Origin of the sequence: Lutibacter sp., assembly GCF_016342705.1 — a bacterium.
In the GTDB taxonomy this organism is placed as follows: Bacteria; Bacteroidota; Bacteroidia; order Flavobacteriales; family Flavobacteriaceae; genus Lutibacter.
The window spans coordinates 202541-215949 of record NZ_JAEINV010000004.1 but is presented as its reverse complement, the minus strand read 5'-3'; the positions used below and the strand labels follow the sequence as shown (position 1 = coordinate 215949).

General features: G+C 30.8%; 14 protein-coding genes. 10 read left to right on the top strand and 4 right to left on the bottom strand.

Annotated elements, in window-relative coordinates; all coding sequences use genetic code 11:
* Positions 1-7: 7 nt before the first annotated feature.
* Together JEY78_RS05650 and JEY78_RS05645 are read left to right on the top strand one after the other, a co-directional pair.
* On the top strand, positions 8-874 hold the full coding sequence (locus JEY78_RS05650; protein ID WP_291847831.1) for a class I SAM-dependent methyltransferase: 867 nt from the start codon (positions 8-10) through the stop codon (positions 872-874).
* A gap of 218 nt (positions 875-1092) precedes the next feature.
* The gene (locus tag JEY78_RS05645; protein ID WP_291847828.1) at positions 1093-1599 is read left to right on the top strand and encodes an OmpH family outer membrane protein; all 507 of its coding nucleotides are present in this window, start codon (positions 1093-1095) and stop codon (positions 1597-1599) included.
* 57 nt (positions 1600-1656) lie between these two features.
* Here the strand turns inward: JEY78_RS05645 and JEY78_RS05640 are convergent, their stop codons facing one another.
* From JEY78_RS05640 to JEY78_RS05630, 3 genes are read right to left on the bottom strand one after another with little or no spacing between them, the layout of a single operon-like run.
* Positions 1657-2181: a hypothetical protein gene (locus tag JEY78_RS05640; RefSeq protein ID WP_291847825.1), complete on the bottom strand. Its 525-nt coding sequence runs from the start codon at positions 2179-2181 to the stop codon at positions 1657-1659.
* A 10-nt stretch (positions 2182-2191) separates the two neighbouring features.
* Positions 2192-2587 (bottom strand): DoxX family protein, encoded by a 396-nt coding sequence (locus JEY78_RS05635; RefSeq protein WP_291847821.1) that lies wholly within the window; start codon positions 2585-2587, stop codon positions 2192-2194.
* A 7-nt stretch (positions 2588-2594) separates the two neighbouring features.
* A complete protein-coding gene (locus JEY78_RS05630; protein ID WP_291847818.1) occupies positions 2595-3737 on the bottom strand; it encodes a DNA polymerase III subunit delta' in 1143 nt (380 codons plus the stop codon).
* Between the two features lie 135 nt (positions 3738-3872).
* Between JEY78_RS05630 and pgk the strand changes: the two genes are divergently transcribed.
* The 6 genes from pgk to ccsA all read left to right on the top strand — a co-directional run bounded on the left by pgk (position 3873) and on the right by ccsA (position 10827).
* Positions 3873-5060, top strand: a complete 1188-nt coding sequence (pgk, locus tag JEY78_RS05625; protein ID WP_291847815.1) for a phosphoglycerate kinase — start codon at positions 3873-3875, stop codon at positions 5058-5060.
* Between the two features lie 171 nt (positions 5061-5231).
* Positions 5232-6269 (top strand): NADP(H)-dependent aldo-keto reductase, encoded by a 1038-nt coding sequence (locus JEY78_RS05620; RefSeq protein ID WP_291847812.1) that lies wholly within the window; start codon positions 5232-5234, stop codon positions 6267-6269.
* Positions 6270-6401: 132 nt separating this feature from the next.
* Entirely contained in the window at positions 6402-7019 is a 618-nt protein-coding gene (gene nrfH / locus JEY78_RS05615; protein ID WP_291847807.1) for a cytochrome c nitrite reductase small subunit, read from the top strand.
* The gene (gene nrfA / locus JEY78_RS05610; protein WP_291847803.1) at positions 7012-8502 is read left to right on the top strand and encodes an ammonia-forming cytochrome c nitrite reductase; all 1491 of its coding nucleotides are present in this window, start codon (positions 7012-7014) and stop codon (positions 8500-8502) included. Before nrfH ends, nrfA begins: the two co-directional genes overlap by 8 nt.
* Before the next feature lie 271 nt (positions 8503-8773).
* Positions 8774-10024: a cytochrome c biogenesis protein ResB gene (locus JEY78_RS05605; protein ID WP_291847800.1), complete on the top strand. Its 1251-nt coding sequence runs from the start codon at positions 8774-8776 to the stop codon at positions 10022-10024.
* Positions 10024-10827, top strand: a complete 804-nt coding sequence (gene ccsA / locus JEY78_RS05600) for a cytochrome c biogenesis protein CcsA (protein ID WP_291847797.1) — start codon at positions 10024-10026, stop codon at positions 10825-10827. Before JEY78_RS05605 ends, ccsA begins: the two co-directional genes overlap by 1 nt.
* A gap of 98 nt (positions 10828-10925) precedes the next feature.
* Here ccsA and trpS read toward each other — a convergent pair whose 3' ends face one another.
* On the bottom strand, positions 10926-11894 hold the full coding sequence (gene trpS, locus JEY78_RS05595) for a tryptophan--tRNA ligase (protein ID WP_291847794.1): 969 nt from the start codon (positions 11892-11894) through the stop codon (positions 10926-10928).
* Between the two features lie 80 nt (positions 11895-11974).
* Between trpS and JEY78_RS05590 the strand changes: the two genes are divergently transcribed.
* Both JEY78_RS05590 and JEY78_RS05585 read left to right on the top strand, forming a co-directional pair.
* A complete protein-coding gene (locus JEY78_RS05590) occupies positions 11975-12718 on the top strand; it encodes a 1-acyl-sn-glycerol-3-phosphate acyltransferase (RefSeq protein ID WP_291847792.1) in 744 nt (247 codons plus the stop codon).
* 28 nt (positions 12719-12746) lie between these two features.
* Entirely contained in the window at positions 12747-13403 is a 657-nt protein-coding gene (locus tag JEY78_RS05585) for a hemolysin III family protein (RefSeq protein WP_291847789.1), read from the top strand.
* Positions 13404-13409 lie beyond the last annotated feature (6 nt).

The window sequence follows — 13409 nt, the reverse complement described above, 5'->3', positions numbered from 1 at the left end:
CTTCAATTTGAAAACTGATAAAAAACCCTATTTAATTTGTTTAGATTATACTGTTTCACATAAAAAATTTGAATTACAGTACAACGCAACTTTTGATATGTTAGAGACCATTCCAAAACCTCCAATGGAAGAATTGGATTCTTATTATGAAAGTTCCGAATACATTTCTCATACCGATTCAAAAAAATCGATTATTGATAAAGTGTATCAAATTGTAAAAAAATACACATTAAATAAAAAATTAAAGTTGATAAATTCTTTTAATACGGAAACCAAAAATTTGTTAGATGTTGGTTGCGGCACTGGAGATTTTTTAGCGACTTGTAATTCGAATGGATGGAATGTAGTAGGAGTAGAACCAAATCAAAGCGCGAAGAATTTAGCGCGTCAAAAAATAAGTAGTTCTTCTAAAATTCATCAAAATATTTTTGAAATTAAATTGGAACGGTTTGATGTTATTACGCTTTGGCATGTATTAGAGCATGTTCCAGATTTAGAAGAATATATTTCACAACTTCAAAAATTATTAAAACCGAATGGCGTTTTAGTAGTAGCGGTTCCAAATTACAAAAGTTTTGATGCTATACATTATAAACAGTTTTGGGCGGCGTATGATGTGCCTCGTCATTTATGGCATTTTTCAAAAAAATCTATTCAACTACTTTTTTCTAAACACAAAATGCGTGTATCAAAAATTCTTCCAATGAAGTTTGATGCTTTTTATGTGTCCTTGTTAAGTGAAAAATATAAAACTGGGAAAAGTAATTTTTTAACTGCTTTTTTTGTTGGAATGCAATCAAATTTAAAAGCAATGAATAAAATGAACTATTCTTCCCTGATTTATGTGATAAAAAGCGATAAAAAATCATTTTAAAGCGATTTAAGACCCTTTTTTACACTAAACCAAGGTTTGCCTATAGAAAACTATTTAAAAGCGGTTAATTTAAGGTATTGAATCTGTTTTTGATAACTTATTATTATAATGTATATATATTCAATAAATAAAATCAATAATAAAAATAAATCTTATAAATTTCGTTTTTGTTCATATATTCGCAGCAATTTTAAATAGCTAATAAAAATATAATAAAAATGAAAAAATTACTAGTAATAGCTTTTGCAGTTGTTTTAGCATCTTGTAACCAAACCAAAGTTGCCTATGTTGATGTAGAAGTTTTAATGAAAGATTATGAAGGTACAAAATCTTTAGAATCTAAAATGAAAGAAAAGCAAGAAGCAAAAGCAAAAGAATTGGACAGTTTAACAGCTCCTTTTCAAGCTAAAGTTCAAAATTATTACAAAGCTGCACAAACTATGTCTCCTCAAAAAAGAGCAGAAGCTGAAGGAGCCTTGCAACAAGAACAACAATTTTTACAAGCACAACAACAACAAGCTTCTCAAGAATTGCAAAAAGAAACTCAAGAAAGTTACGAAGCAATTACTAAAGTGGTAGATAGTTTAGTTGGTACGTATGCAAAATCTAATGGTTATAATATGATTTTTGGTACTTCAGGAAAAGGTACTGTAATGTATGGGGATGAGAAATTAGATATTACAAAACAAGTTTTGGAAGTTCTTAATAAAGAGTATTCTAAATAACAAATTTGCAAATTCGTAAAAAGCCCATTTAAAATATTTTTGAATGGGCTTTTTATTTTAGTTCGTTTTTGAACCAGTAAACTGCTGTTCTTTAATTTTAAACAGAATATTAAAGGTGGTTAAACTTCCATATATTCTGGTAATATATTGCTGTAAATCAACCTTTTCTTGATCGTCTAATTTACTTGAATTTATTTTTTGTTCCATGACTCTTATTCTATCGCGGACCATTACAATTTTATGGAAAAATGTGTCAATAGGAATTTCTTTACTTTGTAAATTAGTATCTTCTGGCTCTATAATTAATTTTCCACCTTTCCATTTATCCGCAATTGGCACAATTTCAGAAATATCTGACCATTGTTGAAGCATCTTTTTTAATGTATATTCAACATCGTGAAAACTAATTGTATCTACTTCATTTTCAACACTTTCAATAATTTCAAAAGCGCTATCTAAGTCTATAGTTTCTAATCCATTTTCAATAAATGTTACCCAATAATGTTTAGAGCTTACGTTTGTAATTACGCCAATTCCATATTCGGCGTGTTTTATTCTTGAACCTATTCCTAAAAGTTTCATAATCAATATATTAAGTTAATAAAAAAATACCAATACAATTTAAAATAAAGTACACTGTAATATTCATTGCTCCGGGATAATCTTTCGCAATACGTTGTCCTGTTAAAAAAAATAAGAGTGTTAGTGCGGAAAGTTCTAAACCTACTTTTGCAATAATTTGTGAGTCTTCAAAAGTTAAAAAATAGATTCCAATCACTAATAGAATGAAAGTTACCATTTCAAAAATTACGATATTTATTAATAAAGGAGTCATTATTTTCTCAAGGATAGTTCCTTTAAAATGATTGGTGTAATAGACAACAGTTCCTTTCCAATCTGCTAATTTTTCAGTCACTGAAAATAAGTATGTAATTATAAAAAATAATAGAATTAAAAGTTCAGCAGCATGTTGATTGAAAATGGACATAGTTGTTTTATGAGGCTTCTTTTGTATGTAATAATCGCGTTAATTTTATGGATAAATCTAATAAAATTATTTTAGCATTTCCGTTTCTTTCAATGTGGTAAATAGCATCGTTTAATTCTGTATTAATATCTAAAATATTACCACTATGTATAAAAGGAGCAAAGTTTTCTAATTTAAAACCAGTTGTTTTAGGTTCTAAAAAAACTAACTCATCGGCACTGTAATTTAGTAACAAAGCTTGTCTGAAAAATTGTAAACAATAATTTAAAAAACGTTTTTGAGTTTCTCTTCCAGATTTTGCGATAGTTTCGCTCCAGTTAATTAAATCTTGAATAACGGCGGCGTTTCCTTTCGCCTTAAAAGCAGCTCTAATCCAAGTAATAAACCATTGTTCAAACTGCTCATCAGAATTGTCATTATGAAATAAATGCAACGCTTTGTTAAAATTACCATCAGCTTGTTGTGCAATTTGAGCTGCAATTGGCGGATCGGCATCCTCGCGCTCAATTAAACCTTTTGCAATTTCAGCTTCAGGTAATAATGGAAAATGTAATATTTGGCAACGTGATTTAATGGTAGTTATAATTTGTTCATCATCTTCAGCAACCAATAAAAAAACTGTTTTTTCTGGTGGTTCTTCTAATAATTTTAATAATTTATTAGCGGCCGATGTATTCATTTTTTCAGCCATCCAAATAATCATAACTTTATATCCGCCTTCGTAACTTTTTAATTTTAAAGATTTTACAATTTCTTCGGCTTCATCAACACCAATCTGACCTTGTTTATTTTCAATACCAATAGATTGTAACCATTCAAATAAATTTCCATAAGGATTTGTTTTAATAAAAGTACGCCAATCTTCTAAAAATAAATTACTTACAGGGTGCGTTTTTACAACATCGTTTGTTGCTACGGGAAACGCAAAATGCAAATCGGGATGCATTAATTTGGCGCATTTTAATTCAGCAGCTTCTTTGTCGGAGCTTAAGTGACTTAAAATATATTGAGCATATGCAATTGCCATTGGCAAAACGCCTGAACCTTCTTTACCCACAAATAATTGGGCATGAGAAATTCTACCATTATTAGTAGATTTTATTAAATGGTTTTTTAAATGTTCTTGACCTAAAATTTCAGAAAACTTCATTAAAGCGAAAGTAAAACAATTTTTTAATTTTTAAATTGTTTCAGTTTGAATTATTTAACCTGAAATCGCTTTCGTAAAAAACTAAACGCTTTCCTATATTTTCACTTATATTTGTAATATTAATTAAATACAATTATGAAAACAATAAATGACATAAACTTTAAAGGGAAAAAGGCGTTAATTCGCGTAGATTTTAATGTTCCTTTAGATGAAAATTTTAATGTAACAGATACCACCAGAATTGAGGCTGCTAAACCTACAATTATTAAGATTTTAGAAGACGGTGGAGCGGTAATTTTAATGTCGCATTTAGGTCGCCCAAAAGGTGCTGAAGACAAATATTCTCTAAAACATATTGTAGATAAAGTTTCTGAAATTATAGGTATTGAAGTAAAATTTGCTTCAGACTGTGTTGGAGAAATTGCTGAAAATGCAACTGGAAATTTAAAAATGGGTGAAGTTTTATTACTAGAAAACTTACGATTTTATAAAGAAGAAGAAGCTGGTGATGAAGTATTTTCTCAAAAATTAGCAAAGCTTGGCGATGTGTATGTAAATGATGCTTTTGGTACAGCTCACAGAGCGCATGCATCCACAACAATTGTAGCTAAATTCTTTCCAGAAGCAAAATGTTTTGGAGCGTTATTAGCCCAAGAAATTATTAGCCTAAAAAAAATATTAGAAGAAGGAGAAAAGCCTGTATTAGCTGTTTTAGGAGGCTCTAAAGTTTCTTCAAAAATTACAATTATTGAAAATATTTTAGATAAAGTAGACCATTTAATTATTGGTGGAGGAATGAGTTTTACTTTTGTGAAAGCACTTGGCGGAAAAATAGGGAACTCAATTTGTGAAGATGACAAACAAGAGTTGGCTTTAGATATTTTAAAACAAGCTAAAGCAAAAGGAGTTACAATTCATATTCCTGTGGATGTTATTGCTGCTGATGATTTTAGCAACGATGCAAATACACAAGTTTGTGACATAGACAATATACCTGATGGATGGGAAGGTGTTGATGCTGGTCCAAAATCTAGAGAAATGTTTGACGAAGTAGTAAACCAATGCAAAACTATACTTTGGAATGGTCCGTTAGGTGTTTTTGAAATGGAATCTTTTGCTGGAGGAACAATTGCACTTGGTAATTCAATAGCAAATGCAACAAAAAATGGCACTTTTTCACTTGTAGGCGGTGGAGATTCTGTTGCTGCAGTTAAACAATTTGGTTTTGAAGAAAAAGTAAGTTATGTTTCTACTGGTGGAGGAGCAATGTTAGAAAGTTTAGAAGGTAAAGTTTTACCAGGAATTGAAGCAATCTTAAAATAAGAAAAACGTTATTCTGAACTTGCTTCAGAATCTCATCATATAAAAAAACCATTTTCTATGCATTTAGAAAATGGTTTTTTGTTTTAAAAATTTCCTTTTCAACCAATTCAAATTCTTACTTTTGATTTTCAAAAAAATTACGCATTCAAATTCGTCAATAAATAAACAAAAATGATTTATAACAACATACCAAATACGACTATAAAAGTTAGTAAAATTTGTCTTGGAACCATGACCTTCGGGGAACAAAACTCAGAACAAGAAGGCCATGAACAATTGAATTACGCAGTTGAACAAGGTGTAAATTTTATTGATACGGCTGAGGCATATTCCGTTCCAGGAAGAAAGGAAACGCAAGGAAGTACGGAAAAAATTATTGGTACTTGGTTAAAAAAACAGCAACGAGAAAAATTGGTTTTAGCAACTAAAATTGCAGGTCCAAGTGATTATTTTAGTTACATAAGGGAACATATGGAGTTTTCAAAACCTATTATTTTAGAGGCTTTAAATAATAGTTTAAAGCGCTTACAAACTGATTATGTTGATGTTTATCAATTACATTGGCCAGAAAGAAATACCAATTTTTTTGGAAAAAGAAATTACAAACACAATCCAAATGAAGCTTGGGAAGATAATTTTAAAGAAGTTATTGAAACGTTAGATGAGTTAGTGAAAGAAGGTAAAATTCGTCATTACGGAGTTTCTAATGAAACTTCATGGGGATTAATGCGTCAATTATCTGAAAGTAATAACAATAATTTAACGCGTTGTAAAACTATACAAAATCCATATTCATTATTAAACAGATTATTTGAAGTTAATTTAGCCGAAGTTGCAATGCGGGAAAAGGTTGGATTATTAGCATATTCGCCACTAGCATTTGGAACACTTTCAGGAAAATATTTAAATGGTCAACTACCAGAAAATTCTCGTATAAAATTATTCCCACAATATAGCAGATATAGTAATAATCAGGCGCAATTTTTAACTCAAAAATATCAAGCTTTAGCTCAAGAATTAGGAATTAGTTTAACACAGCTTTCTTTGGCATTTGTGAATCAACGAGAATTTTTAACTTCAAATATTATTGGAGCAACAACAATGCAGCAATTAAAGGAGAATATAAGTAGTATTCACGTGGAACTTTCAGAAGAAATTTTGGAAAAAATAGATCAAATTCAAGAATTACAACCAAATCCGGCACCATAAATTTTTCAGTTTTTTATAGAAATTATGATTTTTATCATAGTTTAAAGTTAAAAAATGCATAAAATTTGCATAATGAATAAAGATAGTGGATAAAGTTATCCGAATCTCTTTTTATGAAAATTTTTTAACAATATGAAAAGACTTTTAAAAATATTAATTCCACCCAAAGAATGGCTTGTACCTGTTATTATTTTAGTTGGAGCTATGACAGGTCTTACGTTATATGCACTAATTGAATCAAAGGCTGTTTCGTATTTATCAGACGATCCAAAAACTTGTGCCAATTGCCATGTAATGACACCTCAATATACAACTTGGCAAAATAGTTCTCATAGAGAATGGGCTAGCTGTAATGATTGTCATGTGCCACAAGATAATTTTTTCAAAAAATACCTTTTTAAAGCAAAAGATGGTATATACCATGCATCTGTATTTACTTCACGAACAGAACCTGAAGTGATTAGAATGAAAGAAGCTGGCGTTGAAGTTGTACAAGCTAATTGTATTCGTTGTCATGAAAATCAAGTAACCGATGCCGCTTTAAGCGCTATGGTTGAAGATCATAAAGAATTAAGAACTACACGTAAATGTTGGGAATGTCATCAAGAAGTTCCGCACGGAAGTGTACACAGTTTATCTTCGGTAAAATATTATGGAAAAATACCAGAAGAACATCAAGAAACCGTACCAGATTGGTTAGCTAAATATTTAAAAGAATCAGATAATAAAAAAGATAAAAAAGATGAGTAATACAAGAAAACCGTGGAAAAACTGGGTGCTGTTTTTAGCATCGTTAGTAATAGTGTTTTTGTTAGGACTTTTAGTGTCTTCAATAACAACTCGTAAAATGGAGGCGAAGTTTGCATATACTCCACTTGCAAAAATTAATAAATTAGAACCTAGAAATGAAGTTTGGGGAGAAAATTTCCCACGTGAATTTCAATCATATTATCAAACTGCTGATACAACGTTCCGTTCAAAATACAATGGAAACGCAATGATTGATATGTTAGATGTTGACCCTCGTTTAGTGGTACTTTGGGCCGGATATGGTTTTTCTAAAGATTACAATCAAGGTCGTGGGCACGTGTATGCTATTGATGATGTTACAAATACATTGCGTACAGGCGGACCAACAGGACCAGATGATGGGCCAATGCCGTCAACTTGTTGGACTTGTAAATCTCCAGATGTTCCACGTTTAATGAACGAAATTGGTGTAAATGCATATTACAGCGGAAAATGGGCTAGTAAAGGAGAACAAATTGTAAACCCAATTGGGTGTGCAAACTGTCATGATGAAAAATCTATGAAGTTAACCATTACTCAACCAGCTTTAATTGAAGCTTTCCAACGTCAAGGAAAAGATATAACAAAAGCATCTCATAATGAAATGCGTTCTTTGGTTTGTGCGCAATGTCATGTAGAATATTACTTCAATAAAGATTTACCAGATAGTAAAGGTATTCCATACTTAGTTTTTCCATGGGATGAAGGTCAAACAGTGGAGGATATGGAAAAATATTACGACAAAGTTGGTCACGTAGATTGGGTACATTCAATTAGTAAAGCACCAATGTTAAAAGCACAACATCCAGGATATGAAGTTTATAAAATGGGTATTCACGGAAAAAGAGGAGTTTCTTGTGCAGATTGTCATATGCCCTACAAAACAGAAGGTGGTCAAAAGTTTACCGATCACCATATTCAATCTCCTTTAAACAATGTGGCTAATTCTTGTCAAGTGTGCCATAGAGAGGAAAAGGATGAGTTAATTAAAAACGTATTTGATAATCAAGATAAAATTATTGAAAACAGAGATCAATTAGAAGTATTATTGGTTAGAGCCCACGTTGAAGCTGGAAAAGCTTGGGAATTAGGAGCAACAGAAGCACAAATGAAAGATATTTTAAACGGAATTCGTTTAGGTCAATGGCGTTGGGATTACGTTGCAGCATCACATGGTGGTTCTTTTCATGCACCAGTTGAGTTAGGTAGAGTACTAGGAAAAGGGATTGATATTACGCAAGAAACTAGAATTAAATTAGCTAAATTGTTAATGGAATTAGGTTTTAAAGGTGAAGTTCCTTATCCAGCAATTGAAACAAAAGCCGCGGCTCAAAAGTTCATAGGTTTAGATATGGAAAAATTAAAAGCTGAAAAAGCTACTTTCAAAAAAGAGTTGTTACCAAAATGGAAAGCAGCTGCAAAAGAAAGAGAAGCTAAATATTAATAGAGATTATAGATATTATATTTAAGAAGTGAGTATTGAGAAAAGTAAATCTCAATACTCACTTTTTATTTCTATTAAAAATCAAATTGTATATTCGCTTTTTAATAATATCGTTTTATACACCTTAAAAATGTCAGACGTAGCTATTAAACTGTTAACTCAGTATTGTATGTGATTCTGAAACTGTTTAAGGAGGATGAATATAAAATGTTTTCGGGCAATTAAATAAACTAATAAAAAATATAGGATTCAACTACTAACTACTAATTTAATGAGTGAAAATAATTTTAAAATTCAACGTTATCTTTGGGAAAATCCTTGGGGATATGCTGAATCTTTCTTTATAGGAATTGGATTAATAGTAACAGGCTTTTTTTTAGAAGTTTTTGTTGCTTCAGATACTTCATTTACAATATCTTATCCATTTAATGTATATTTTTTAATTGGGTATGTTATATTATTATTTGTGCTGTACAGGTGGTTTTCTACAACACAATTAATTCGTTGGCTTACCAAAGTTCCAGCTTCAATTTCAAGCATTACATTAGTTACGGTTCTTGTAATGATAATGGGTATTATTCCTCAAATTCCTTCAGAAAATAATATCATAAACAATTTAGGCTTAAATCACATTACTAGTAATTGGGCTTTTTTATTAATAATTTTTCAATTTTTAACTTGTTTAGGCTTAATTTCAATTAAAAGAATCTTGCAATTCAAATGGTCAAATTTCGGATTTATTTTAAATCACACAGGTCTATTTTTAGCACTTATTGCTGGAATCTTAGGAACTGGAGATTTACAACGATTGTCTGTAAATGTGTACGAAAATAAACCAAGTTTTATTGCAACTGACGCTAATAGAAATGAAGTTGAATTACCTTTTGCATTTTATTTAAAAGACTTTTTAATTGATGAATACAATCCAAAATTAGCTTTAGTAGATAATAAAACAGGAAGTATTGCACATAATGATGGTAAAAATTTATACTTGGTTGAAAAAGGCGAAACGTACTATTTCAATAATTTTGAAGTTAAAATCGATGATTTTCTTCCAAATGCCATTCGCTTTGGAATGCGCTATGAAGCTGTAAACGAAATAGGTTCGCCTCCTGCCGCAAAAATTTCAGTAAAAAATATTGAAAACGATTCCATTCAAACTGCTTGGATTAGTAGCGGAAGTTTCCGATACCCATACGAATCTTTAAAAATTAGTGAAGACTATTCTGTAGTAATGACCATTCCTGAAGTAAAGAAATTCAGCTCAGATATTGATATTTTAACTAAACAAGGAGAACGCATTAGTACCATTTTAGAAGTTAACAAACCGTTTAAGTACGATGGTTGGAAAATTTACCAACTTAGTTACGATGATAAAATGGGTAAATGGAGCGATTTAAGCGTTATAGAGCTCGTTAAAGACCCTTGGCTACCTCTTATCTATATTGGAATTTTTATGATGATTGCAGGCGCTATTTATATGTTTTGGATGGGAAATAAAATAACTAAAAATCAAGAATAATGACGTGGATAGACTTTCCTTTATATAGTTCAATAATTGTAGCCTTTTGGCTTATCGGATTAGTGTTTTTAGTTGTTTCCTATAAAAAAAATTCACTTTTTAAGTTTGCTACTTCAGCATTTTTAATTGGTTGGGTAGTTATGATGCTGTTTGTGGTAAAATTATGGTTAGAACTAGATAGACCACCAATGAGAACTTTAGGCGAAACCAGACTTTGGTACGCTACCTTTTTACCGCTTATAGGTTTTGTAACTTATATTCGTTGGAAATATAAATGGTTTTTAGCCTACAGTTTTATAATGGCAAGCATGTTTTTGGCTATTAATTATTTAAATCCAGAAACCTACTCAAAAACCTTAATGCCAGCTTTACAAAGCCCGTGGTTTATTCCTCATGTGTTGGTGTATTTATTTTCGTACGCAGTATTGGCTGCTTCAAGTGTAGTTGCTATTAAAGGTCGGTATGATAGTTATAAAGGCAATTTCAACATAGAAACTTTAAAATTAGCCGATAACTTAGTATACATTGGGTTTGCTTTTTTAACTTTAGGTTTGCTGTTTGGCGCACTTTGGGCCAAAGAAGCTTGGGGTCATTATTGGACTTGGGATCCAAAAGAAGTTTGGGCATTTTTAACTTGGATGGGTTATTTAATATACATTCATTACAGATATTTTCACGCACACAATAGCAAACAAGCTTTAACTATTTTAGCGTTGGCATTTGTTGTGTTGTTGGTATGTTGGTTTGGCGTAAATTATTTGCCAGTTGCAAATACAAGTGTGCATACGTATACGCAATATTAATTTTTTTGGATTAAAACATATAATTAAAATCAATAAAAGCCGAAAGAATTACATAATTCTTTCGGCTTTTATTCACTAAACATTTTATATTTAGTTATTTAATATCCTAATTTTGCTCGTACTCTTTTTAAAACATTACCAGCCACTAATTTTGCCTTTTCTGCTCCAATAGCTAAAGCTTTATCAACTTCGTGTAAGTTTTCCATATAATAATTATAGCGAGTTCTTTCTTCGGCAAATTTTGTAATTAGCAATTCATAAAAAGCTTGTTTGGCAGTTCCGTATCCGTAATTTCCAGCTTCATAATTTGCTTTCATTTCAGCTGTTTGATCAGGAGAAGCAATTAATTTGTATAAAGCAAATAAGTTACACGTTTCAGTATCTTTAGGTTCTTCTAACGGAGTTGAATCCGTTTGAATTTTCATAATTTGTTTACGCAATTGTTTGTCGGGTAAAAATATATTGATAATATTTCCACTTGATTTACTCATTTTTCCACCGTCTGTTCCTGGAACCCACATAGTTCCATCTTGAATTTTAGCATCTGGCGGAACCAAAGTGTCTCCCATTTGATGATTAAATCTATTGGCTACATCTCGTGTAATTTCCAAATGCTGTAACTGATCTTTTCCAACAGGAACAATTTCGGCATCATACAATAAAATATCCGCAGCCATCAATATTGGATAGCTAAATAATCCGGCATTTACATCTTCTAATCTATCAGCTTTATCTTTAAAACTATGCGCTAAAGTCAATCGTTGAAATGGAAAAAAACAGCTTAAATACCAAGAAAGTTCAGTCACTTGTGGAATATCACTTTGTCTGTAAAAAACGGTTTTATTAACATCTAACCCAAAAGCAAGCCAAGTTGCGGCGGTGCTATATGTATTTTGACGCAATTCTTCACCATTTTTAATTTGTGTAAGTGAATGCATATCCGCAATAAATAAAAACGACTCATTTTTTGGATCGTTTGCCATTTTAATTGCAGGAATTATAGCCCCTAATAAGTTTCCTAAATGTGGTGTTCCTGTACTTTGTACACCGGTTAAAATTCTCGACATTTTTTCAAAATTTAAGTGGCAAAAATACATATTTTAAAAAGAAAATTAGAATAGAATTTAAATATGTATTTTTGATACTTATGAAAATTTTAAAATACATATTTTATATTTTTTGGCGTTGCTGGTTTTATGGCTGGGTATTATTTACTATAATTCCAATTTTTCCGGTATTATTAATAGTTACGTCTTCAGATAAATTGTATCCAGCTTTTTTTAAAATTGCGCAGGCTTGGGCAAATACTATTTTATTTGTAATGGGTTTTAAAGTAGATTTATTTGAAGAAGAAATAGTTGACAACACTAAAAGTTATATGTTTTGCCCAAATCATACTTCTATGATTGATATTATGGTTATGCTTTCTGTTGCCAGAAATCCTTTTGTATTTGTTGGGAAAAAAGAGTTAACTAGAATTCCTGTTTTTGGTTTTTTCTACAAACGAACGTGTATTATTGTTGATAGAGGTAATTCTAAAAGCAGATTAGCAGTTTTTGAAGCCGCTAGAAAAAGATTGAGCAATGGATTGGATGTTTGTATTTTTCCTGAAGGTTTAGTTCCTGAAGATGAAAGCGTGGTTTTAAGTGAATTTAAAAATGGAGCTTTTCGCTTGGCAATTGAACATAAAATACCCATTGTTCCAATGACTTTTTACGATTGTAAAAAACGATTTTCGTATACCTTTTTTAGTGGAAAACCAGGGAAATTACGAGTGAAAGTTCATAGGTTTTTAAGTACAAATGAGTTGACACTAAAAAATAGTGACGCATTAAAGAAGCAAACATATAATTTAATATACAATGAACTCGTTAATGATTTAAAAATATAGATTAATTTTCAATTATTCTCATAACACTATGCAAAGAAAAAACGTTAAATATTACGATAAAAAAGAAGAAAAACTGAATGTTTTATCGCACGGAATAGGGTTGGTTTTAAGTATTATTGCATTGGTTTTATTGGTTGTTTATGCCAGTTTAGAAGGAAACTCATGGCATATTGTTAGCTTTAGTATTTACGGCGCAAGTTTAATTGTATTGTACGCTGCATCAACATTATATCATTACGTGCAAAGTCCAAAATTACGATACAGATTAAATATTTTTGACCATGCATCTATTTATATTTTAATTGCAGGAACGTACACACCATTTACTTTAGTTGTTTTAAATGGCTGGGTTGGCTGGACTATTTTTGGTGTTTCGTGGGGTTTGGCCTTAACTGGAGTAATTTTAAAGTTATTTTTTATTGGTAAATATGATAAAATTTCAACAATAGCCTATGTTTTAATGGGTTGGTTAATTATTTTTGCAATTAAACCGTTAGTACATAATTTACCTCTTGATGGTTTACTTTGGTTATTGGCTGGCGGTATTTTTTACACAGTTGGTGCGGTTTTATACAGCATAAAAAGTATTAAATACAATCATGCTATTTTTCATATTTTTGTATTGTTAGGCAGTTTTAGCCATTTTATGGCAGTATTTTTTTATGTGTTACCTATAAAAAAGTAGTGTTTT